General features: G+C 69.3%; 18 protein-coding genes. 6 read left to right on the forward strand and 12 right to left on the reverse strand.

The features are described from left to right. Window positions 1-21: 21 nt before the first annotated feature. From hemN to ccoN, 10 genes are read right to left on the reverse strand one after another with little or no spacing between them, the layout of a single operon-like run. Window positions 22-1,368, reverse strand: coding sequence for an oxygen-independent coproporphyrinogen III oxidase (gene hemN / locus AC07NI_RS07160; protein WP_494617252.1), 1,347 nt, complete (start codon window positions 1,366-1,368; stop codon window positions 22-24). After that, entirely contained in the window at window positions 1,365-2,123 is a 759-nt protein-coding gene (gene ftrB, locus AC07NI_RS07165; RefSeq protein ID WP_494617254.1) for a transcriptional activator FtrB, read from the reverse strand. The genes hemN and ftrB overlap by 4 nt, the downstream gene beginning before the upstream one ends. Before the next feature lie 44 nt (window positions 2,124-2,167). Continuing rightward, a complete protein-coding gene (gene ccoS, locus AC07NI_RS07170; protein WP_494617260.1) occupies window positions 2,168-2,332 on the reverse strand; it encodes a cbb3-type cytochrome oxidase assembly protein CcoS in 165 nt (54 codons plus the stop codon). Next, a complete protein-coding gene (locus tag AC07NI_RS07175) occupies window positions 2,329-4,500 on the reverse strand; it encodes a heavy metal translocating P-type ATPase (protein ID WP_494617262.1) in 2,172 nt (723 codons plus the stop codon). Before AC07NI_RS07175 ends, ccoS begins: the two co-directional genes overlap by 4 nt. Next, window positions 4,497-4,976: a FixH family protein gene (locus AC07NI_RS07180; RefSeq protein WP_494617264.1), complete on the reverse strand. Its 480-nt coding sequence runs from the start codon at window positions 4,974-4,976 to the stop codon at window positions 4,497-4,499. The genes AC07NI_RS07175 and AC07NI_RS07180 overlap by 4 nt, the downstream gene beginning before the upstream one ends. Beyond that, entirely contained in the window at window positions 4,973-6,466 is a 1,494-nt protein-coding gene (ccoG, locus tag AC07NI_RS07185) for a cytochrome c oxidase accessory protein CcoG (protein ID WP_494617266.1), read from the reverse strand. The genes AC07NI_RS07180 and ccoG overlap by 4 nt, the downstream gene beginning before the upstream one ends. A gap of 6 nt (window positions 6,467-6,472) precedes the next feature. Then, on the reverse strand, window positions 6,473-7,342 hold the full coding sequence (gene ccoP / locus AC07NI_RS07190) for a cytochrome-c oxidase, cbb3-type subunit III (RefSeq protein ID WP_494617268.1): 870 nt from the start codon (window positions 7,340-7,342) through the stop codon (window positions 6,473-6,475). Then, window positions 7,342-7,509, reverse strand: coding sequence for a cbb3-type cytochrome c oxidase subunit 3 (locus tag AC07NI_RS07195; protein ID WP_494617272.1), 168 nt, complete (start codon window positions 7,507-7,509; stop codon window positions 7,342-7,344). The genes ccoP and AC07NI_RS07195 overlap by 1 nt, the downstream gene beginning before the upstream one ends. Continuing rightward, window positions 7,506-8,249, reverse strand: a complete 744-nt coding sequence (gene ccoO, locus AC07NI_RS07200; protein WP_494617276.1) for a cytochrome-c oxidase, cbb3-type subunit II — start codon at window positions 8,247-8,249, stop codon at window positions 7,506-7,508. The genes AC07NI_RS07195 and ccoO overlap by 4 nt, the downstream gene beginning before the upstream one ends. 8 nt (window positions 8,250-8,257) lie before the next feature. After that, window positions 8,258-9,904, reverse strand: coding sequence for a cytochrome-c oxidase, cbb3-type subunit I (ccoN, locus tag AC07NI_RS07205; protein WP_494617280.1), 1,647 nt, complete (start codon window positions 9,902-9,904; stop codon window positions 8,258-8,260). Window positions 9,905-10,025: 121 nt separating this feature from the next. Between ccoN and AC07NI_RS07210 the strand changes: the two genes are divergently transcribed. Beyond that, entirely contained in the window at window positions 10,026-10,313 is a 288-nt protein-coding gene (locus AC07NI_RS07210; RefSeq protein WP_494617284.1) for a hypothetical protein, read from the forward strand. On the opposite strand, the gene AC07NI_RS07215 is transcribed toward AC07NI_RS07210, so the two are convergent. Continuing rightward, a complete protein-coding gene (locus tag AC07NI_RS07215) occupies window positions 10,256-11,236 on the reverse strand; it encodes an AraC family transcriptional regulator (protein WP_494617287.1) in 981 nt (326 codons plus the stop codon). The genes AC07NI_RS07210 and AC07NI_RS07215 overlap by 58 nt on opposite strands. Before the next feature lie 245 nt (window positions 11,237-11,481). Between AC07NI_RS07215 and AC07NI_RS07220 the strand changes: the two genes are divergently transcribed. Together AC07NI_RS07220 and AC07NI_RS07225 are read left to right on the forward strand one after the other, a co-directional pair. Continuing rightward, entirely contained in the window at window positions 11,482-12,165 is a 684-nt protein-coding gene (locus tag AC07NI_RS07220) for a response regulator (protein ID WP_494617289.1), read from the forward strand. Further along, complete coding sequence (locus AC07NI_RS07225; protein ID WP_494617294.1) at window positions 12,152-14,062, forward strand: sensor histidine kinase; 1,911 nt, start codon at window positions 12,152-12,154, stop codon at window positions 14,060-14,062. The genes AC07NI_RS07220 and AC07NI_RS07225 overlap by 14 nt, the downstream gene beginning before the upstream one ends. A 72-nt stretch (window positions 14,063-14,134) precedes the next feature. Here the strand turns inward: AC07NI_RS07225 and AC07NI_RS07230 are convergent, their stop codons facing one another. Next, complete coding sequence (locus AC07NI_RS07230) at window positions 14,135-20,623, reverse strand: putative Ig domain-containing protein (protein ID WP_494617296.1); 6,489 nt, start codon at window positions 20,621-20,623, stop codon at window positions 14,135-14,137. 310 nt (window positions 20,624-20,933) lie between these two features. On the opposite strand from AC07NI_RS07230, the gene AC07NI_RS07235 reads away from it, so the two are divergent. From AC07NI_RS07235 to AC07NI_RS07245, 3 genes are read left to right on the forward strand one after another with little or no spacing between them, the layout of a single operon-like run. Further along, complete coding sequence (locus AC07NI_RS07235) at window positions 20,934-21,614, forward strand: response regulator transcription factor (protein ID WP_494617300.1); 681 nt, start codon at window positions 20,934-20,936, stop codon at window positions 21,612-21,614. Beyond that, window positions 21,601-22,956: a sensor histidine kinase gene (locus AC07NI_RS07240; protein ID WP_494617304.1), complete on the forward strand. Its 1,356-nt coding sequence runs from the start codon at window positions 21,601-21,603 to the stop codon at window positions 22,954-22,956. The genes AC07NI_RS07235 and AC07NI_RS07240 overlap by 14 nt, the downstream gene beginning before the upstream one ends. A gap of 1 nt (window position 22,957) precedes the next feature. Continuing rightward, window positions 22,958-23,638 carry a winged helix-turn-helix domain-containing protein gene (locus tag AC07NI_RS07245; protein ID WP_494617307.1) on the forward strand — a complete coding sequence of 227 codons (681 nt, stop codon included), beginning with the start codon at window positions 22,958-22,960 and terminating at the stop codon, window positions 23,636-23,638. Window positions 23,639-23,746: the final 108 nt, after the last annotated feature.

The raw sequence follows: 23,746 nt of genomic DNA on the forward strand, positions 1-23,746 counted from the left end.
ACTTGAGAACGCGTTACATAATCACACGGCTTTGGCGTGCCGCTCGGTCGTCTTGGGCAAGCGGGCGTCGAAGGCGGCGGCGACCACGCGCATCAGGCGCCGCGCCGTCTCGGGGATCGAGATCACCGCGCCGTCCCGATGGCACAGGCCCGCTAGCGCCAGGGCGTCGATGGTCTCGAAACTCCCGGCCAGCAGGTCGCTGGACATCCCTTGCCCTTGGCACACCGCCTCGACATCGACGGCCATGTCGCACATCAGCCGCTCGATCACGAGGGCGCGCAGGCGGTCCTCGTCGCCGATCGCCAACGCCCGGTTCAGCGGCAGCTCGCCCTGGGCAATCCGCGCCGCCCATTGATCGGACGGCACGTGGTTCTGGACGAAGCCTTCTCGGAACTGGCCGATCGACGAGGGCCCGATCGGCACCAGCACAGCAGCCGCGTCATCGGTATAGCCCTGGAAGTTGCGCCGCAGCCGACCCTCCGCCGCCGCATGGCTCAAGGCGTCGTCGGGCAAGGCGTAGTGGTCGAGGCCGATCCGCACATAGCCGGCCTCGACCAGGGCGGCGTCGGCCGCCTCGGCCTGCAGCCAGCGCCCGTCGAGATCGGCGAGGTCGGCCTCGCGGATCATCGTCTGGTGCTTCTTCATCCACGGTACGTGGGCGTAACCGAACACCGCGATGCGGTCGGGCCGCAGGGCGACGGCCGCCCGCGCCGAAGCGTGGACGTTGTCGGGCGTCTGGCCCGGCAGGCCGTACATCAGGTCGAAGTTCAGCCGGCCGACGCCGGCGCCGCGCAGGCCCTCAACCGCCCGCGCCACCTGGTCGTAGGGCTGGACGCGATTGACCAGGGATTGGACTGTTGGATCAAAGGTTTGGACGCCCAAGCTGACGCGGGTCACGCCGGCTTCGCCGGCCGCCTCGATGAAGGCCGACGACAGCATTCCCGGATCCAGTTCAGCGGCGATCTCCGCGCCCGGTAGCAGGTTGAAGGCGTGCACCAGCTGGCGGGTCAGGCCGATGAAGTCGGCGGGCCGCAAGGCGTTTGGGCTGCCGCCACCGAAATGCAGGTGCGCCAGGCCGTTGTGCTCGCCCAGGCGTGCGGCGACGAGGTCGATCTCGCGCCGGAGCACGTCGAGATAGCTCCCGACCCGGTCGTAGGTCGGCGCGATCGAGGTGTGGCAACCGCAGTACCAGCACAGCCGCCGGCAGAACGGCACGTGGACATAGGCCGACAGCGTGTCGTCAGGCCGGGTCGCGCCATACCAGGCCTGCGCCTCGTCGGCGTGGGCGGTGTCGAAGGCCAGGGCCGTCGGATAGCTGGTGTAGCGCGGCAGGTTGCGCTCGGCGTGGACGCGCTGGGCGGGGATCATGGGCGGACGTCCTCGAAGGCTTGGAGGCGGCGACGCTCGCGGTCGGCCTGGCCGGGATGGGTGGCGTCGAAGGCGGCGTGGTTGTCGATGGCGGCGTCGGGGCCAGCTAGCTGCATCAGGGCGCTCGGCCGCTTCAAGGTGACGGTCGGGCCGTCGACCTCGACGCCCAGCGGCGCCAGGCTGGCGAAGCCGCGCGACAGGTTCTCGGGCGTCATGCCCAGCAGCGAGGCCAGCACCCGCTTGCGACTGGGCAAGCGCAGGCTGGTCGCGCCGTCCTGGCGGCGGTGGTGGGTCAGCAGGTAGTTGGCGAGGCGCTCCAGCGTCCCGCGCAGCCGCTGGTTCTTCAGGGCCCGCACCACACCGCTGTAGCAGCCGGACAGCTCCTCGGAAACGGCGAAGGCCAAGGCGGGATCGGTGCGGGCGGCCTGGCGCAGCGCCTCGCCCGGGATCAGCAGAACTTCGCTACGCGGCACGGCCCAGGCGGTGACCAGAGCCGGGACGTCCAGCACGACCGAAGCCAGCATCACCGTGGCTGGCGCCTCCAGCAGGGCCAGGGTCGCGCCCTGCCCGCTCTCCAACGCGACCGCGCCTTCCGTCAGGATCGGAAGATGGGCGCTGACCTCGCCCTCGACCGTCAGGGCGGTCCGGCGCGAAACGCGTTGCAGCACGGCGTCGCGGGTCAGTTGGGTGAAGCTCTCGGTCGAGGCGGACACCAGCAGGGGCAGCTTGCGGAGATCGGCGGGATCGAACGGCATGGCTCACACATGCCGCGTTCGGCGAACTCGAACCTTGATCGGCGTCAATCCTGGGTCGGAGGCTTCTCGTCGAGATGGTCGTAGAGAATGCGCTCGGCGTCGCCCTTGAGGTCCTCGTACTGGCCCGAGCGCATGGTCCAGAAGAAGGCCAACAGGCCCAGCGCGCCGAGACCGATGGAGGCCGGTGCCAGGAACAGGACGATGTTCATCTGCCTCTCCACAGGCGCGGCCGCGCGGCGTTCAGCAGCACCACGATAGACGAGCCAGACATGGCCAGGGCCGCGATGAACGGATTGACCAGCCCCGCCATCGCCGCCGGCATGGCCACGAAGTTGTAGAGCGCCGAGAAGCCGAAGTTCTCCAGCGCCCGGCGGCGAGCCGAGCGCGCGGTGTCGATCGCCTCGGCCACCGCGCCGAGCTCCTCGCCCGTGAAGACCAGGTCGGCTGCGTTCTGGGCGGCGTCGACCGCCGCGCCGGGGGCCATCGAAGCGTGGGCCTTGGCCAGGGCGGCGGCGTCGTTGAGGCCGTCGCCAACCATCAGCACCTTGCGGCCTTGCGCCTTGAGGTCATCGACGATGGCGGCCTTGTCGAACGGCGTCAGGCCGGCTCGCCAGTGATCGATGCCGACTGCGCGGGCGATGTCGCCCACCGGGCCGGCGAGGTCACCCGACAGCACCTCGACCGACAGGCCCATCCGGCACAGGCGCGCGATCGCCTCGGCGGCGTCGGCGCGGGGCCGGTCCTCGAACACGAAGCGGATCTTCACGTCGTTCTCGAAGCCGAACCACAGCTCGGTCTCGCGGTCGTCACTGTCCCTGATCCCGACGAAAGCGGCGCGGCCCAGACGCGCGCGCCGCCCGTCGATCAGGCCCTCGACGCCCTGCCCGGCCGTCTCGACCGCTTCGGCGGCGACGGGACCTGCGCCAGCCTGAGCAGCCAGGGCCTTGGCCAGCGGGTGGCGCGAGGCGCGGGCCAGCGGCGCGGCCAGGGCGACCAGATGGTCCGGAGCGTCGACCAGGCGCGGGCGGCCTTCGGTCAGCACGCCGGTCTTGTCGAAAACCACGTGATCGACCTCGGCCAATCGCTCCAGGGCCGCGCCCGACTTGACCAGCACGCCCTTGCGGAACAGCCGGCTGCTGGCGGCGATCTGCACGGCGGGCGCGGCCAGGCCCAGGGCGCAGGGACAGGTGACGATCAGCACCGCCGCCGCCCGCAGCAGCGCCTCGCGCGGACCCAGGCCCAGCGCCCAGCCGCCGACGAAGGTCGCGGCCGCGACGGTGTGGACGACGGGCACGTAGAGCGCGGCGGCCTTGTCGGCGAGGCGGACATAGGCTGAGCGGGTCTGGGCGCCGGCCTCCATCAGCCGGGCGATGGCAGCCAGGGTGGAGTCCTCGCTGCGCGCCGTGGCGGTCATGACCAGCCGGCCGGACAGGTTCAGGGCGCCGGCGTGCAGACGCGCGCCGACGGTGACCGGGCTCAGGGCCGTCTCACCGGTGATCAGCGCGTTGTCGATCTCCGAGCGGCCGGTCTCAACCAAGCCGTCGACGGGCACGCGGTCGCCAGGCGCCACGACCAGCCGATCGCCGACGACGATCTCGGCGACGGGAACGCCCTGCTCTGCCTCGCCTAAAAGCCGCACGGCCACGGGTGTCTGCAAGGCCAGCAGATCGCGCGCCGCTGAGCGAGCGTTGGCGCGCAGGCGATGATCCAGATAGCGGCCGATCAGCAGCAGAAACAGCAGGGTGACGGCGGCGTCGAAATAGGCGTGCTGGCCGCGCAGCATCGTCTCGGAGAAACTGACGATCAGGGTCAGGATCACGCCGATCGAGATCGGCACGTCCATATTGGCCTTGCCGCGCTTCAGCGACGCCCAGGCCGAGCGGAAGAACGGCCGGCCGGCGAACAGCGCGCAAGGCGTCGCGACAATCGCGGCCATCCAGTACATCAGGGTCAAGGTCGTCGGCGTCAGCTCCTGGCCAAACAGCCCCGCCCAGGCCGGGACCGTGAACATCATGACATTGCCGGCCCCGAAGCCGGCCACGCCCAGCGCCACGGCCAGTTCGCGACCTTCCCGATCGATCGCGGACACCGCCTCGGCCGGGTCGAACAGGCAGGCGCTGTAGCCCAAACTCTCGACGGTCTCGACGACGCGTTCGGGATGGGCTTCGTTTCCGGCGAGCTCGACGGCCAGCTTGCCGGTCGTCAGGTTCAGCCGCGCGCCGGCGACACCCGGCAGACCGGCGACGGCGGTCTCGATCTTGCGGATGCAGGCGGCGCAGCGGGCGCCGGTGACCAGCAGTTCCAACCGCCCTCGCCCGGCCTCATCGCGACGGACGAAGGCTTCCAGGTCGCGGTCGAAGGTAAGGCTGGCGGTCATCGGGCCGGCTCCACCAGGCGGGTCTCCAGCTCGAATTCGTCACGGCCATTGCGGGCGGTGGCGCGCAGGTCCCAGGCCCCGTCCAGGCGGGCGCGAGCCCGGTAGCGACCGTCTCCCAGGGGCTTGAAGTCGAGGACCTGACGGCCGGTCTCGGTGGCCGGACGCTCCAGCACGCCGGTCAGGGACAGCCGGTCCAGCGGCGCGCCAGCCTTGTCGACGAGGCGCACCACGACGGTGTCGTCATCGACGCTCAGGACCGACGCCGTCCAGCCCAGGGCCGCTTCGCGTCTGCGCTGGGCCAGGGTCTGGTTGAAGGCCAAGCCTGCTTCATAAGGATTGGAGGCCACTTGGCCCGAAAAGGTGCCGTAGGCCTTGATCATGAAAAACGTGTCGACGCCGATCACCACGGCGAAGAACAGCACCACGCCGATCAGGACGTGCCAGCCGGTGATGGGTTTCTGCGCGGCGACGGTCATTGCGGGTTCGCGGCTCCGGAGAGGAAGACGGTCTTGGCGGCGGTCTCGACATCGTCGTCGCGGGCGATGAAGCGAACCGGCGTGCTAGCGGCGAGGTCCGTCCCGGCGGGCGCGGTGACGAAGACCCGCACCGAGGCGACCTGGTCGGCCGGCACGGTGATGCTGACGGGTCCCGTGGCGCCCGGCTGGCTGAGGCGCGCGCCGGGCACGCCATCGAAGGCCACCGCGAAGCGTCGCGCGGCGAACGTGCGGTTGGTGATCTTCAGCGTGTAGCCGTCACGCACCGCGCCATCGTGCATCCGCACGAAGATCGGGTTGCGGTCGCGGATGACGTGGAGATCGGCCTTGGGCCGGCTGACCAGCGACCACAGGGTCAGGCCGCCGACCACCGCCAGGGCCAGGGCGTAGTAGACGGTCCGCGAACGCACCGGCTTGTAGGTCGCCTTCTGACCACAAGCCCGTCGGGCAACGGCGGCGTCGGTGTCATAGGCGATCAGGCCGGTGGGGCGAGCCAGCTTGGCCATGATCTCGTCGCAGGCGTCGACGCAGAGGCCGCAGTTGATGCACTCCATCTGGCTGCCGTCGCGGATGTCGATGCCCATCGGGCAGACCACCACGCACTGGCGGCAGTCGATGCAGTCGCCGCGCCCGGTCCAGTCCTGGCCCTTCTTGTGAGCCCCGCGCGGCTCGCCGCGATCGTGCAGATAGGTCACCTGCAACGAGTGCTGGTCCAGCATGGCGCCCTGGATGCGCGGCCACGGGCACATGTAGGTGCAGACCTGCTCGCGCATCCAGCCAGCGAAGACATAGGTGGTCGCCGTCAGCAGGGCGCAGGAGACATAGGCCGTCACCGGCGCCTGGCCGGTCCAGAAGCTGCGGATCAGGGTCGGGGCGTCGTGGAAGTAGAAGATCCACGCCCCGCCGGTGCCGAAGGCGATGGCCAGCCAAGTCAGGTGCTTGCCGGTCTTGCGCCACAGCTTGTCGAAGGACAGCGGCGCGGCGTCCAGGCGCATACGGGCGTTGCGGTCGCCCTCGAACAGGCGCTCGACGACGATGTAGAGGTCGGTCCACACCGTCTGCGGACACGCGTAGCCGCACCACAGCCGGCCAAACAGCGCCGTGACCAGGAACAGCGCCAGGGCCCCGGCGATCATCAGGCCGGTGATGATGTGGACGTCCTTCGGCCACAGCTGGATGTCGAAGAAGTAGAAGCGTCCGCCGGTGAAATCGACCAGCGCCGCCTGTTGCGGGAAGCCGTCGGGACGCTTCCAGCGGATCCAGGGCGTCACGTAGTAGACCGCCAGGGTGGCGATCAGCAGCGCCCACTTCACCCGCCGCCAGGTCCCGTGGACCAGCTTGGGGTAGATCGGCTCGCGCGGCTTGTAGAGCCCGCTGCCCTTGGGCGCGCCCTTGCCCTTGGCGCGGGCGGCGGCCGAGACCGCCCCCCGCGCGTCAGGTTTGGGCTTCGTGTTGTCGATCACCGTGGGCATGGCCCGCTATTGCCCACCCGCATTGGCGTGGACGTAGACGGCGATGGCCTTGATGGTCTCCGGGCTGAGACGGCCGCCCCAGGTCGGCATCACCCCGCCGTTGCCGGCGAAGATCTGGCCGCGGATGGCGGCGCGGTCAGCGCCATACAGCCACTCGCCGTCGGTCAGGTTCGGCGCGCCGACGGACTGGTCACCCTTGCCTTCCACGCCGTGGCAAGCCGCGCACTGGGTGTCGAAGATCGGCTTGGCGCGAGCGATGGCCCCGGCCTCGGCCGGACGGTTCGACAGGTAGACGACGTACTCCGCCAGATCGTCGATCTGCTCGGGCTTGAGCAGTTCGTCGCGGCCGAAGGCCGGCATCTGGGACATCCGCGCGCCGGGTGCGCCCGTCCGCACGCCGTGGGTGATGGTGTACTGGATGTCCTCCAGCTTGCCGCCCCACAGCCAGACGTCGTCACGAAGGTTCGGATAGCCCTTGCTCCCCGTGCCGCCGATGCCGTGGCAGGTGGCGCAGTTGTCGCCGAACACCGACTGGCCGACCTGCTGGGCGTAGGCCTGGAGCTTCGGGTCCTTCTCGATCTGCTCCAGGCTGGCGGTGCGCAGCTGGGCCGCGCCCGCCCCGCGCTGGACGTCCAGCGCGGTCAGCTGCTTGCCGATCTCGACGCGGTCGGACTGGTGCAGCAGGCCCTTGGTGTAGCCGTGGATCCCCGGCCAGGCGGGCATCATCACCCAATAGCCGATGGCGAAGGCGATCGAGCCGTACCAGACCCATAGCCACCAGCGCGGCAGCGGGTTGTCCAGTTCGCGGATGCCATCCCACTCATGGCCGGTGGTCTCGACGCCGGTGACGTCGTCGGTCTTGCGTTCGGAAGCCATCAGGAGAGCTCCTCGTCATCCAGCGGCATGCGCGCGGCGTGTTGGAATTCGGCCTTCTTGGAAGGCCGCAGGGCGTAGAGGACGCCAGCCAGGAAGATCAGGCCGAAGTAGATCAGCCCGCCCTGCTGGGCGAAGCGCGCCACGGTCTCGTAGGACAGGTCGCTCATCGCTGGTTCTCCGGCGACTGGGCCTTGTAGGATTTGAAGTCGACCTGGGTCCCCAGCATCTGGAGATAGGCCACTAGGGCGTCCATCTCGGTGATCCGGTTCGGGTCGCCGTCGAAGTCGCGGTTGACGACCTTGGCCCCGTAGCGGCCGCGCAGGGCGACGGCGTCCGTGGAGTACGGGTCGGCCTGGGCCTCGAGATCCTTCTTGGCGTTGGTCAGCTGGTCGGCCGTGTAGGGCACGCCCTCGGTGCGCAGCACCTTCATGCGGTCGACGATGTCGCCATAGTCCAGCTCGTGCTCGGCCAGGAACCTGTAGGGCGGCATCACCGACTCCGGCACCACCGAGCGCGGGTCGATCAGGTGGTCGCGGTGCCAGGCGTCGGAGTACTTGCCGCCCACGCGGGCCAGGTCGGGCCCGGTGCGCTTGGACCCCCACTGGAATGGGTGGTCGTACATGCTCTCGGCGGCTAGGCTGTAGTGGCCGTAGCGTTCGACCTCGTCGCGCAGCGGGCGGATCATCTGCGAGTGGCAGAGATAACAGCCCTCGCGGACATAGATGTCGCGGCCGGTCAGCTCCAGCGGGGTATAGGGCCGCACGCCCTGCACCTTCTCGATGGTGCCCTGCAGCCAGAACAAGGGGGCGATCTCAACGAGGCCGCCGATCGAGACGACGACGAGGATGCCGATGATGAGCAGCAGCGAATGCCGCTCGAACTTGGCGTGATGCTTCCAGACGGACATGGGCGGCCTCAGGCGATCGCGGTGGCGGGAGCGGCCGTTTCATCGGCCGGTTCAGCGGAGGGCGAGGCGATCGTCTTCCAGACGTTGACGATCATGATCAGCGCGCCGGCCAGGTACATCAGGCCCCCGACGGTGCGGATGACGTTCTCGATGTGCTTGGCAGAGACGGTCTCGATGAAGCTGTAGGCGAGGAAGCCCTGCGGCGTGTATTCGCGCCACATCAGGCCTTCCATGATGCCCGAGACCCACATCGCGGCGATGTAGAGCAGGATGCCGGTGGTCGCGATCCAGAAGTGCCACTCGATCAGCTTGGTCGAGTACATGTCCTTCTTCTTCCACAGCCACGGCACCAGGCAGTAGACCGCGCCGAAGCTGATGAAGCCGACCCAGCCCAGGGCGCCCGAGTGCACGTGGCCGATGGTCCAGTCGGTGTAATGGCTGAGCGCGTTGACCGCGCGGATCGACATCACCGGACCTTCGAAGGTGCTCATGCCGTAAAAGGCGATCGAGACGACCATCATCCGGACCACGGGGTCGGTGCGCAGCTTGTCCCACGCGCCCGACAGGGTCATCAGGCCGTTGATCATGCCGCCCCAGGACGGCATCCACAGCATGATCGAGAAGGTCATGCCCAGGGTCTGGGCCCACTGCGGCAGGGCCGTGTAGTGCAGGTGGTGGGGGCCGGCCCAGATGTAGATGAAGATCAGCGCCCAGAAGTGCACGATCGACAAACGGTAGCTGTAGACCGGCCGCTCCACGCGCTTGGGCACGAAATAGTACATCATGGCCAGGAAGCCGGCGGTCAGGAAGAAGCCGACCGCGTTGTGGCCGTACCACCACTGCACCAGGGCGTCCTGCACGCCCGAGAAGACGCCGTATGAGCGGTGGTTCAGCAGGCCGACCGGGATGGCGGCGTTGTTGACCAGGTGCAGCAGGGCGATGGTGACGATGAAGGCCAGATAGAACCAGTTGGCCACATAGATGTGGGGTTCCTTGCGCTTCCAGATCGTGCCCAGGAAAACCAGCAGATAGGCGACCCAGACGATGGTCAGCCACAGGTCGGTGTACCACTCGGGCTCGGCGTATTCCTTGCCCTGGGTCGCGCCCATCAGGTAGCCGGTCGCCGCCAGCACGATGAACAGCTGATAGCCCCAGAACACGAACCACGGCGCGATGCCCCCGGCCAGCTTGGCCTTGCAGGTGCGCTGCACGACCCAGAAGGACGTGGCGATCAGGGCGTTGCCCCCGAAGGCGAAGATCACCGCCGAGGTGTGCAGCGGCCGCAGCCGGCCGAAGTTCAGCCAGCCGGCGTCCGGGAAGTAGAAGATGGTCGGCCACGACAGCTGAGCGGCGATGACCACGCCGGCCAGCAGACCCGCGGCGGCCCAGAACATCGTGGCGATGACGCCGGCCTTGATGACGTTATCGCTATAGCGGTCGGGATGATCGACCAGCGTGCCGCCGGACAGGCCTCCGTTCAGCACGAAGGCGGCGATCACGGCGGCCAGGGCGATCGTCTCGGCCTGCAGCCGGAAGATCGGATCCTGGGTCAGGCCCGCGCCGAGGATCGCCAGGAATGCCCCGACGACCGAGATGATGAGGAGCGCTCCCGATCCCGCTGGGGGACTGGCGCTGGTGTGGGACGGGGCGGACATGCAGACTCCCTGCGGCGAACCTGCCCCGTGGTGTCATGCGTCCATCCGGCCGGCTTTGATGCGCGTCAAAGCCAGGAACTCGATCCGGGACGACTGTCTCTCCATGCTTCCGGAGAGCTTCATGTCGGCCAAGTTTCGCCTTATCGCCCCGCTCATGGGCGCGACCGCCTTGGTCGCCTGGACGATCGCCCTGGGCCAGGCTCTGCCGCGCCTGCTGGCGGGTCCGCTGTGCAGCAGCCGGCAGGACGCCTGGTCGCTGGCGGGTCACTGCCCGGCTTGCTTCGTCGCCGCCGCCCTGACGATCGCCTTCGCGGCCAGCCTGATCCTGGCGCGGAACGAAGCGACGAGACTTCAGGCCATCCGGAACGCGTTCGGGCTCAGCCCGTGGGCGCGACCGAAGGCGCGATAGAAGGTCGCCAGGCTGTCGAAGCCGCAGGCCAGTGCCACCTGGGTCACCGACAGGGCGCGCGCCCGCCGCAACATCGCGCCGGCCGCCTCGACGCGCATCTGGGTGAGCGTGCGCGAGAACGACTGCTCCAAATTCTCGAACAGCACGTGCAGTTGGCGCACCGACACACCCAGCTCCTGGGCGACGGTGGCTGGTCCGAGATCGGCCTTGCGCAGGTCGCGACGCATGATCTCCAAGGCGGCGTAGCGAAGACCAACGTGCAGGGCCGCCCGCGTCTCGGGCCGCTTCAGCGACAGGCGACCTCGCGCCACCAGCGCCAGGCGCGCGACGTGGGCCACATCCGCCTCGGGATCGGCTTGCTCGCCATCCAGATCGGTCAGAGCGCCGAACACCGCCCGCAACGCGCGGGTGACCACCACGTCTTCGGCCGGCTGAGCCGAGAACAGGTTGTCGATCGGCCGATCCAACATGATCGCCGCGTCGTATGGGATCTTCAGCACCCGGCAGAGGAAACCGCCATCGCTGGCGGGCGTGGCCAGATAGGGCAAATCCGAATAGCTGACGGACATGCCGCCCTCGCCCACCGACGCGACGTCACCGCCGGCCTCGAGCGCGCCGCCGCCGCGCACTTGCATCCCCACATAGAGGCTATCGCTGGTCTGGCGCGCGATATCGCCGGGCGTGCGGCCCACCACGTAGGACGAGGCGCTCATCTCCGACACCACGGCCGCGCCGATCCTGCGGGCACGAAACGCGCCGTGAAAAGCTGACCGCTTTTCACGCGGCAGTTCGATCGTCACGCCGAACAGGCTCCGGCCACGCTCCTCGCGCCAATGGTCGAAGCGGTCCTCGACCGGCAGGCTGTCGGTCGAGAAGCTGATCACGGGCCGTTCCTCGGCCGCACGGGTGGAATTGGAGATCATCAGCGCGCCCCACACAACGAGGTCCGGGTCGCGCGAGGAACGAGACTTCAGCCGTCGCCCCTCGCGTTTCACCCACCTTCTTTTTTGACGGTCGCTTCCCCCGATGCTTCCGCCACGGTCTAGTTGCCGTGGGAAGCGGAGCAGAGCAATGTCGGGCCTGTCGCAAGATGTGATGACGCCCGTTTGGCGCGAGGTCTGCGATGGCTTGCGCCGCAAGCCTTTGAGCGGGAATGAGGAATATCGGGATGAGCATCGAGTCCGCGTCGGAGACGCCGCTCAAGGTCGTCCTGGTCGAGGATGACGCCGCGTTCCAGGAAGCCTTCCGGACCGCCCTGGCCGCCGCGCCGGACCTGACGATCGCCGGTGTCGCGGCCACGGCGGCCGAAGCCCGCGCCCGACTGACCGGTTCGGCCGCCGACGTGCTGGTCGTGGACCTGGGCCTTCCCGACGGCTCGGGTGTCGACGTCATCCGCGAAGCCCACGCCCACTGGCCCGGCTGCGCGATCATGGTCGCCACCACCTTCGCCGACGAGCGCCACGTCATCGCCTCGATCGAGGCCGGGGCCAGCGGCTACCTGCTCAAGGACAGCCCGCTGCCGACCATCGCCGAGGACATCCGTGTCCTGCACGGCGGCGGCAGCCCGATCAGCCCGCGCATCGCCCGCCAGGTGCTGATGCGCTTCCGGCCCGACGAGCGCGTGGCCGACGAGGCCGAGACAGCCGAGAAGAGCGGCGTCCCCAATCTATCCGACCGCGAGAAGGAAACGCTGCAGCTGATCACCCGCGGTTTCTCGTTCGACGAGATCGCCGAGCTGATGGGCGTGTCGCGCAACACCGTGCTGACCTTCGTGCGGCGCATCTACGCCAAGCTGGAGGTCCGTTCCAAGACGGAGGCCGTGTTCGAGGCCCGCGCCCATGGTCTCCTCTAGGCCGGGCCTGATCCACCGTCCCTGGTTCCCATGGGCGGCCTGGGCCGTCATCGCCCTCGCCATCGCGGCCCTCGTGCTTTTCGTCCAGGCGCGCGCTGGCGGCGACCGGATCACCGCCGCGCGGCTGAGTATCGTGGAAACCGTCGGCTATCAGCGCCCGCCGGCGACCAGCCCGCGCGGGCTCGACGGCAAGCCAGTCACCCTGCCCCACGCGCCCAAGCCTGACTTCGCGCCGACCGCCGACGCCTCGCCGCAACGCATCGCCACCCGCGTCAGCTGGTATGCCCTGAGCGTCCCGCCGCTGCCCGACGACGGTCGCCAGCTCTATCTCTACATCCCTCGCTGGAAGTCGGACGGCTCGCTGGCGATCTATGCCGACGGCCGCCTGGTCCACCAGTCGCACGCCAACCTGCAATGGAACGGCTCCAACCAGCCGATCTGGATCGCCTTGCCGCGTTCGGACGCCACGCATCCGCCCAAGACGCTGGACATCCGGCTGCAGCATGTCCGCGGCATCGGCGGCGCGTTCTCCTCGGTCTGGATCGGCAATTTCCGGCAACTGGCGCCGCGCTACTATGTCCGCGAGTTCTTCCAGGTCTCGCTGCCGGCCTTCTCGGTGACCGCCTTCCTGGCGACGGGCGTCTTCTCGCTGCTCGTCTGGTTCAGACGGCGAAACGAGCCGATCTACATCCTGTTCTTCCTGACCTCGCTGGTCTGCTACCTGCGGATGCTGCACACCTTCGTCGGCGAGCGCCCCCTGCTCGTCTCCGACGCCTGGTTCGGCTGGATCACGATCAATTCGGTCTTCTGGATCTGCGCGACGATGCATCTGTTCGCGATCCAGCTGCACCACGGACGCCAGCCGATCATGACCCGGGTGGTCCTGGTCAATACCGCGTTCTGGTCGATCGCCACCCTGCCGGGCCTGCTGGACCCCACCCTGCTGGCGGCGCCGATCTACATCAACATGCTGATCCTGGGCGGAGTCATCGGCTTCAACGTCATGCGCCTGTCGATCAAGGCCAGGTCGCGCTTCGCCATGTGGCTGTCGGTCTGGAGCCTGGTCGGCCTCGCCTTCGCCGTCTACGACGTGGCGCTGCAACAGAACCTGGTGAACATCGAGAGCGTCTTCCTGACCAACTTCACCGGCGTCGGGCTCACCTTGCTGTGCTGGTACATCATGTTCAGCCGCTACATCGAGGCGCTGGAAACGGCCACCCAGGCCAAGGCGGACCTTTCCCGCCGTCTGGCCCAGCGCGAGAACGAGCTGATCGCCAGCCACCAGCGGCTGCGCGAGATCGAAAACCGCGACCTGCTGCACCAGGAACGCCAGCGGCTGATGCAGGACATGCACGACGGCCTGGGCTCGACCCTGGTCTCCGCCCTGCGGGCCTTCGAGGGCGACCACGCCGCCGATCTAGACGCCGTCGCCATCCTGCGGGGCTGCATCGACGACCTGAAGCTGACGATCGACTCGATGGAGCCGGTCGAGACCGACCTGCTGCTGTTGCTGGCGACCTTACGCTTCCGCCTGCAGCCGCGCCTGCAGGCCGCCGGGGTCAAGCTGACCTGGGACGCCGGCGAGGTCCCCCCCGTGGAATGGCTGGACCAGCGCCACGCCCTGCACATCCTGCGCATCCTGCAGGAGGCCTTCGCCAACATCCTCAAGCACGCCGCCGCCCGCGAGGTCGCGGTGTCCGTACGGGCCGAGGACGACCGGGTGCTGGTGCGGGTGCAGGACGACGGCTGCGGCTTCGATCCCACCCTGCCCGCCGCGGGCCGCGGCCTGGCCAACCAGCAGCGCCGGGCCGAAGCGATCGGCGGACAGGTCATCTGGGAGCCCTCGCCTGTCGGAGCCTGCCTGGTCCTGGTGCTGCCGGTGACCAAGCAGGGCTGATCCCTCATCCACCAAAGAGAAGGGCGACGCCATTGCTGGCGCCGCCCTGAGCTTTCGTCCGGCCTTGCCGCCCTAGAAGGGCGACTGGACCGTCAGCCTCAGGCCCTGGCTGTTGCTGTCCTTCGACAGGCTGTTGTCGAAGTCCAGGCCCAGGGTCAGGCCCGAGTGGATCCGCAGGTCCGCGCCCAGCTCCAGGCGGATCTGGTTGCGGTCGGTCGGGTCCACGGCCAGGCGGTAGACCGGACCGTTGATCCAGTCGGCGTAGCTGATCCGCGCGTCCTCGCCGCCTTCGAAGTCGTGCGAGTACTCGACCCGGAACCTCGGCGACAGCAGACCCGCCGAGACCTTGCGGCTGAACTCACCCCGCAGGCCCAGCGTGCCGGTCAGGCTACGCACGGTCTGGTCGTGGTAGGTCAGGCCGTAAGCCCCGCCGCCCACTTCGGTGAAGGCGTTCAGGTTCGAGCGGCTGAACGCGATCCGGCCGTAGGGCGAGAGCATGCTGGTCGCCCGGCGTTTCTCCATCCCGAAGGTCAGGGCCGCGAACATCTGGTCGCCGTCACGGTCGCCGGTGACGAACTTGCCGGTGACCGTCTCGTGGCGGCGGGTGTCGAAGTCCAGCGTGCCGGCCCCGATCAGGCCGTCGATGAACGTCGCCTCGCCGGGCTGGAAGCTGGCGTAGAGGCCGCCCGAGTAGCCTTGGGCGCGGCTCTTGGTGCCCAGCTTGCCGATGCGGCTGGAGTCGCGGCCGTAGCCGAGACCGAAGCCGACCGCCAGGTTCGGACCGACGCGGTAGTCTGCGCCGGCGGTCAGGCCGTCGGTCGTGAAGCGGAACCCGCTCTGCGAACCGATCGCGTCGCGCATCCCGAAGTCGGCCGAACCGGAGGCCCAGGCGTTCCAACGCTTGGGACGACCGCCCGAACCGCCGCCTTCGACCGCACCGCGATAGGTCGAGCCCAGCGGCGCGATCTGACGGGCGGGATCGGTGGCGTCGTTCAGGCCGAGGCTGGCCAGGTGACGCTGACGCTCGCGGGCCTCGATGCCGTCCGTGCGGATGGGATCACCACCCTGGACGGACACCCCAAAGCCGCGCCCCGCCCCACCGCCGTTGTGGAGTTGCTCCAGGCGACGGTTGAAGTTGCTGAGCTGGGCGTCGGCGAACCGGACCGCCGTGGCGCTCTGGGCGGCGATCAGGCCCTTCACTTCAGGGTCCTTCGTCGGGTCGGGACGGCCGGTGACGATCACGTTGATCGTACCGGGCGCCGAGGTCGCGAAGGCGTTGCTCAGGGTGTAGGTGACCACCGCCTTGCCCGCGAAGGCGTTGTCCGACTTGAAGGTCAGGACGTAGCGCCCCGAAGCCGGGCTGGCGATGGTCGCCTTGCCGGACTCGGTCGGGGTGATCGTCGCCACCGCCGCGGCCGTGAACGGCCCGCCGCTGGCGTTGGCGGTCAGGTCCACCACCGCGTCCTGGCCGGCCAGCACCTCGACGGTGATCGGCGGGGCCGTGAGCGGGGCCGGATTGACCGTCACCGTGACCGGGATCGGCGCCGAGACGCCGAACGGGTTGTTGATCACATAGGTGAAGGTGTCCGAGCCGGTGTAGCTGGTGTTCGGGACATAGCTGATCTCCAGCCCCGACACGGTCGCCGTGCCGTAGGTCGGCTTGGTCGCCACGGCCACCGTCGTGAATGGCGAACCCGTGGCCCCCTGCGTCGCCGCCAGGACAGCCGTGCGGCCGGCCGCGAGGGACAGGAACTGTGGCGTCTGGGTCGGCGCGGCCAGCGGCAGGACGGTGACCTTGACGGTCGTCGGGCCGCTGACGCCGCCGGAACCGGTGGCGGTGTAGGTGAAGCTGTCCGGGCCGAAGTAGTTCGGCGCCGGGGTGTAGGTCACCTTCAGGCCGTTGACGACCGCCGCGCCATGGCCGGGCGCGGTCGCGATGGCGATCGTGCTCACGGGGCCGTCATTGGCCGTCACCGCGATCTCCACCGGGCTGTTGGCCGGCGTCGAGGCGGTGTCTTCGGTCGCCGCCGGCGGCGAAGCGGTCACCGACAGGCTGATCGGGGCCGGGTTCGAGGTCCCGCCCGGGCCGGTCGCCGCGTAGGTGAAGCTGTCGGGACCGATATAGCCCGGGTTGGGGGTGTAGACGATGGTCGTCGCACTCGGGGCCGAAGCCGAGCGAGCCGACCGCGACGCAGGCGCGGGCATCGATGCGCCCGACTGGACGACCGCCGTGCCGTGCTTGGGCGGATCGACGATGACCACCTTGTCGTAGAAGCCGTTGATCAGGCTGCTCAGGTCGATGACCGTCGGTCCCGCCACCGGCTCCGGCGTGGTGATCGGCGTGACCACCGGCTTCTCGGCGGCCTTGGTCGTCAGGCTGGCCGAGATCGTCACCGAGACCCCCGTAACGTCGGTCGCCGTCACGGTGAACGGGAAGGTCCCCGCCTGGGTCGGCACGCCCGAGAGCACGCCGGTCGCGGTGTCGAAGCTCACCCCGGTCGGCAAGGCGCCGGTCAGGACGTAGCGGTAGGGCGCGACGCCGCCGGTCGCCGCGAAGCTGCGGTTGATGGCGACGCCATAGGCGGCTTCAGGCTCCGCCGGCGGCGTGATCGTCACCGTCGGCGGGGCCGAGGACACCGTGAGGCTGTAGGCCTGGGTCCCATGGGTCGGCCCAGTGCCCGTCGACGAGTCGAGGGCCTGGACCGTGAAGTTGAAGGTCCCGGTCGCCGTGGGCGAGCCCGAGAGCACGCCACCGGCCGACAGGGTCATGCCGCCCGGCAGCGCGCCGCCGGTGACGGTGTAGGCATAGGGCGCAACGCCGCCGCTGGCGGTGAGCGCTTGGTTGTACGCGGCGCCGACGATCGCCCCCGACAGGCCCGAGGGCGACAGGGTCACGGCCGAACTGGCGATGACCAGGCTGTAGGTGTTGGTCGCGGAGAACGGAGCCCCGGTCCCGGTGGTGGAGTCGGTGGCCTTGATGGAGACGTTGAACGTCCCCGAAGCCGTCGGCGTGCCCGAGATCACCCCGGCGCCGGACAGGGTGAGGCCCGCCGGCAGCACCGTGCCTCCATCCAGCGCATAGGCATAGGGCGCCGTACCGCCGCTGGCGGTGAGCGTCTGGCTGTAGGCGCCGCCCGCCGCGCTCGCCGACAGCGAGCTCGGGTTCAGCGCCACGGTCGGCGCCGCCACGGTCACGTTATAGACTTCGCTCACCGAGAACGGCGCGCCAGTCCCGGTGGACGAGTCGGTGGCCAGGATCGTGAAGTTGAACGCCCCCGCGGCGGTCGGCGTGCCGGAGAGCACCCCGGCGTTCGACAGGGACAACCCCGTCGGCAGCGCACCGGCTTGCACGGCATAGCCGATAGGTCCCGTACCGCCGCTGGCCGTGAGGGCCACGCTGTAGGACGCCCCCACCGCCATGCCGCTCAGGCTGGACGGCGACAGCGAAAGCGTCGGGGCGGCGATGGTGACTGTGTAGTTGTGGCTGCCCATGAACGGCGCGCCGATCCCCGTGGCCGAGTCGGTCGCGGTGACGGTGAAGCTGAACGAGCCCGCCGCCGTCGGCGTCCCCGAGATAACGCCGAGGTTCGACAGCGTCAGCCCCCCGGGCAGGCTGCCCATCGCGGTGTAGCTGTAGGGACCCACGCCGTCGGCGGCGGTGATCGTCTGGCTATAGGCCACGCCGATCTGGCCGTTGGCGATGTTGGTCGGGCTGACCGTCACGGTCGCCGAGCCGATGGTCCAGGTATAGGCCTGCAAGCCCGTATAGGGACCGGCGCCGGTGCTGGAGTCTGTGGCGGTGATCGTGAAGTTGAAGCTTCCCGCCGCCGTCGATGCGCCGGACAGCACGCCGCCCGCAGACAGGCTCACGCCTGCCGGCAGGGCGCCGGCGGTCACCGCATAGGTGTAGCCGGATGTGCCTCCGCTGGCGGTGATCGTCTGGTTGACCGTGGCCCCCACGGCCACCGCCGTGAAGACGCTCGGCGACAGCGTGATGGTCGGCGCGGCCACGACCAACGTGTAGCTGCGCGTGGCGGTGAACGGCGCGTTGGTTCCCGTCGAGCTGTCGGTGGCGGTGACGTCGAAGGTGAAGCTCCCGCCCGCCGTCGGCGCGCCCGAGAGGACGCCGGCGGTCGACAGGGTCAGGCCCGTCGGCAGACTGCCGCTGGTCAAGGCGTAGGTATAGCCCGCCGTACCGCCGCTGGCGGTGATCGTCTGGCTGTAGGCCGAGCCCGCTGCGGCGTTCGGCAGCGACGTCGGCGACAGGCCGATGGTCGGCGCGGCCACCGTGATGCTCAGAGCGGTCGCGCCCGTATAGCGGCCCGCGTCAGGACCACCGCCCGTGCTGGAGTCCGATGCGGTGATGGTGAAGTTGTACGTCCCTGCCCCCGTCGGCGTCCCGGTGATGGCCCCGTTGGCCGCCAGGCTCAGGCCAGGCGGGAGCGAACCTGAGGTGACCGCGAAGGTATGCGCGCCCGTACCGCCCGAAGCGGTCACGGTCTGGTTATACGTCGCCGCGATCGCGCCGTTCGGCAGCGAGCTCTGACCGATCGTGATCGTCGGCGCGGCTATGTTCAGGGAGAACGACTGCGTGGCCGAATAGGGACCGGCGCCGCTGGTGGAATCGGTGGCCTTGATCGTGAACGAGAACGAACCGCCCGCGGTCGGCGTGCCCGAAAGACCGCCGTTCGTCGCCAGCGTCAGGCCGCCGGGCAAGGAACCGCTGTCCAGGGTGAAGCTGTAGGGCGAGACGCCACCGCTAGCGGTGAACGTATGGCCGCCATAGGCCGCGGCCACGGTTCCGTTCGACGGCGAGGTCGCCGGAAGGATGATCGTCGGCGCAGCTACCGTGATGCTGTAGGCCGATGAGCCGGTATAGCTGTGGCCGCTGTTGTCCGTGGCGGTGACCGTGAAGTTGTAGGTCCCGGTTCCCGTCGGCGTTCCCGAGATCACGCCACCGCTCGACAGCGTCATGCCGGGCGGTAGGGCGCCTGCCGTGACCCCGAAGGAGAACGGTGTAAGGCTACCGGTCGCCTCGATGGCCTGGCCGCCATAGTCCGTTCCCGCCTGACCGCCTGGAAGAGCGCCGGCCGCCGGCGACAGCGTGATCGTCGGCGCGGCGATGTTCAGGGTCGCCGAGGCGGTGCTCGTGTACGAACCGTTGCCGCCCGAGCTGTCCGTCACCGTGACGACGATCGTGGAGGCGCCGGCCTGGGTCGGCGTGCCCGAGATCACCCCGGAACTGTCCATCGTCAGGCCGGCCGGCAGGCCGGTGGCCGAGAAGTTGTTGTACGGCGCCCAGCCGCCGCTCATCGTCACAGTCGAGGCGCCGCTGTTGTACACGGCGCCGACCGTGCCCGTGGACGCCGGCAGCGTCACCGAGAACACGGGATCGTTCACCGTCAGGAAGACCTGGCCCACGTTCGAGGTGCCACCGGCGTTGGTGGAAACGTAGTTGAACACGTCGGTGCCCCGGAAACCGACGGGCGGCGTGTAAGACATCAATCCCGAGCTATCGACACTGACGACACCCCCATAGGACGACGCGCCGACCTGGAAGCCGGTCGGGCTCTCGGTGCTGTGGGGCGCGGCGCTGAACGTCGTCGCCGTGGCCGAGCCGGAATTGTACGTCAGGCCATTGATCGCGAAGGACGACACGACCGGCGCCGGCGGCAGCGACACGATGAGGGTCGCCTGGGCGTTCGTCGTGTAAGGACCCGCGCCCAACGAGCTGTCGGTGACGTTGACGGTGACCGTGTACGTGCCGTTCTGCGTCGGCGTGCCGCTGATCACGCCGCCGCTCTCGGTCAGGCCGGACGGCAGACCGCTGATGCTGTTGATCGTATAGGACGCCCTGCCGCCCGAAAACGTCACGGCGTTCCCGAGGTTGTTGTAGACACGCTCGACCGTGGCCGTGCTGGCGGGAAGGCTGACCGTGATCGTCGGATTGCCGACCGTCACGGTGACGGTGGCGGGGCTGGACGTCCCACCGGCATTGCTCGCGGTATAGGTGAAGCTGTCGTTGGCGTTGCGGAAGCCGACCGGCGGCGTGTAGGTCGCGATGCCGGAGCTGTTTACACTGACCGAACCGCCCTGGGCCGTCGTCGCCGATCCCACGGCGTAGCCGGTTGCGAAACTGCCCCCGGTGATGAAGAGGGACAGATCGATGTTCGTCGTCGCGTTGCCGCCCGTGTTGTAGGGGACGATCGACCCGTAGGTCTGCGAACTTGAGACCGGCGGCGCGACATAGGTGTACTGGTCGCTGGCGCTGGTGGCGCTGGTCCCGTCGGGATTGGTGACGGTGACGTCATAGGTGCCGAACGAACTCGCCGGCGAGGTCGCCGTGATCTGGTTGTCGCTGTTGATGGTGTAGGTCGCGTTCGTCGCGCCGAACTTCACCGCCCCCGTGGGGTTCGCCGTCATGAAGCCTGTACCGTTGATGGTCACCGTTGCGCCGCCGGCCGTCGGCCCCGAGTTCGGCGAGACCCCGGTGACCGTCGGCGCCGCGGCCAGCGCGAGCGCGGGCGTCAGAATGACCATGACCGCGACGAACGTGATCAAGGTCGCCAGCCCGCAGCGCCGTCCGCGCGTCGCCTTGGTTCGCGTGACATCCGCCGAACCCCGCACCAAGCGGCTCATCCATCCCAGCAACATCGCGTTTCCCCCGCACGTATCCAGCGATCGAGCAGACGCGAGCGCGCGCAGGCGCGGCCCGAGGTCGGCTAGAACGTCGGTTTTTAGGGGAGCCGGCCAAGCTCGGCTTCTCACTCAGCGCAGAGCTGCATTTTCAAGGCATGGAACTCGTCGCAAGATGTGATGACGCCGCGACGCGCTTGAGGGTCTGGGCTGGAGGGAGTAGTGCGATCCTCAGATGCCCAAGATCCTCACGATCGAAGACGACCCCGGCACCGGCCAGGAAATCGTCGCCGAGCTGGAACAGCACGGCTTCGAGGTCGAGCTGGTCGCCGACGGGCGTGAGGGCCTGATCCGCGCGGTTAGCGGCGACTTCGACGCCATCACCCTGGACCGCATGCTGCCCAGCCTGGACGGTCTGGCGATCATCACCGTCATGCGCGGCGCGGGGGTCGAGACGCCGGTGCTGATGATCAGCGCCCTCAGCGACGTCGACGAACGGGTGAAGGGCCTGCGGGCCGGCGGCGACGACTACATGACCAAGCCCTTCGCCTCGGAGGAGCTGGCCGCGCGGCTGGAGGTGCTGCTGCGCCGCCGGGCCAGCGCCCCGCGCCAGACCACCCTGACCGTCGCCGACCTGGAGATCGACCTCCTGGCCCGCACCGTCCATCGCGGCGGGACCGAGATCCGGCTGATGCCCACCGAGTACAAGCTGCTGGAGTTCATGGCCCGCAACTCCGGCCAGATCGTCACCCGGACCATGATCTTCGAGGCGGTCTGGGGCTATCACTTCGACCCCGGCACCAACCTGATCGACGTGCACATGGGCCGCCTGCGCAAGAAGGTCGACCGGCCGGGCCTGCCGGCGCTGCTGCACACGGTCCGTGGCGCGGGGTACGCTCTCCATGCGCCTGCGTGAGCTCTGGCGGGCCAGCCCGTTTCGCCTGACCCTGCTGAACGGCGCGGTGTTCGCCGTGGCCGTGGTCTTCCTGCTGGGCATGATCTACTGGCGCACGGCCGGCTACATCACCCGCCAGCTGGACGCGATCATCGTCAGCGAGGGCACGGTCCTGGCTAACGGACCAGCCGACACCCTGCCCCAGCGCGTGCGGGCCGCCGTCGCCGCCGATGGCCGGGCCATCGCCTATTACGGCCTGTTCTCCGAGGACGGCGTCTACATCACCGGCAATGTCCGCACCCTGCCCGCCGACGCCCAGGCCGATGGTGAACCGCGTACGCTGAACGAGCCCGGCCTACAGCCCGGCGCGCGCGGTCTGGTCCGCCGCCTGCCGTGGGGCGAGCAGTTGTTCGTGGTCCACGACGCCAAGGTGCTGACCGGCCTGCGCGACATCCTGATCAACGCCCTGGCGGTCAGCGGCGCGGTGGCCCTGCTGCTGGGCCTGGGCGTCGCGGCCCTGCTCAGCGTCGCGCCGCTGTTGCGGATCGAGCAGCTCCAGGCCGCCAGCCGCGCGGCGCGGGCCGGCGAGCTGGGCGTACGCCTGCCCGTCTCGCATCGCCGCGACGAGATCGACATGCTGGCGGCGCTCGCCAACGCCATGATGGACGAGACCGAGCGTCTGCTGTGGGAGGTCAAAAGCGTCGGCGACAACGTCGCCCACGACCTGCGCACGCCGCTGAACCGCCTGCGCGCGGCCCTCTATCGCGCCACCCAGGAGAACTGCCAGCAGGATCGCGGCGAGATGGTCGAACGCGCCCTGGCCGACACCGACGAGCTGCTGGTCCGCTTCCGCGCCCTGACCCGCATCGGCGAGATCGAACGCCGCGACCGCCAAGCCAATTTCGAGACCGTCCGCCTGCAGGACGTACTGGAGCATGTGCTGGAGCTGCACGACCCGGTCGCCGAGGACCTGGGCGTCACGCTCGTGTCCAGCTTCGATGTCGACGCCTCGACCGTGTTCGCCGATCCGGCCCTGCTGTTCGAGGCGGTCAGCAACCTCGTCGACAACGCCCTGAAGTTCACCCCGCGCGACGGCGCCGTGCAGGTGCGGCTGCTGACCCGCGACGAGGGCCCGCGCATCGAGGTGGTCGACAACGGCCCCGGCGTGGCGGAGGACGAGCGCGAGGCCGTGCTGAACCGTTTCTATCGCTCGCAGCGCACGCGCGACCTGCCGGGATCGGGCCTGGGCCTCAGCATCGTCGTGGCCGTCGCCCGCCTGCACCACTTCACCCTGTCGCTGGACGACGCCCAACCGGGCCTGCGCGTGTCGCTGGACTGCTGGCCGCGCGGGCTGGAGGCGTAGGGTGCGGCTGCTGCACGCCAGCCACCGGCCGCGCGACCTCTACCTGGCCAAGGCCCTGATCCAGGCCGGCCATGTGGTCGAGACCTTGGCCAGCCCGGGCGACGCGGCCGTCGCCAGCGCCGGCGACGACTACGACGCGGTGCTGCTGGAGGTCGCCGACCTGGCCGACGCGCCGCTGGCGGCCCTGTCGCGTTGCGCCGACCGCGCCATCGTCGTGCTGATCGCCGACCGCGCCGAGCCCGCCACCCGCGCCGCCGCCCTGCGCGCCGGGGCCGACGCCTGCCTGATCCGGCCCGTTCATGTCGTCGAGCTGGAGGCGCGCCTGGCCGCCCTCGCCCGCTTCGCGCCCGCCGCTGCGCCCATCACCGCCAACGGCACGCCGCTGAGCCTGAACCCCGCCGCCCGCACCGCCAGCCTGGACGGTCAGGTCCTGTCCCTGCCAGCCCGCGACTACGCCCTGCTGGCCTATATGGTCGAACACGCTGGCGAAGTGCTGAGCGCCGAGCGCATCCTCAAGCACGTCTGGGGCGAGAGTGACGACCCCCGTCCCGAGCGCGTCCGCATGGCCATCGCCCGCCTGCGCCAGAAGCTGGAAGCGGCCTTCGGACGGCCCCTGCTCGAAACCGTGCGCGGCCATGGCTACCGGTTCGGCGGCAACATGAAAGAAGTTTCATCCGGTTGAGACGGCGGGTTTAGGCGCGGGGGCGCATCTCCCCCTGGCGCAGCTTATGTACGCGCTGATCCCGCGAGTCCTTTCCCCCCACCCGAACGGGGCTCGCGGGATCCCCCA

Source organism: Caulobacter sp. GW821-FHT10E02, assembly GCF_059415225.1.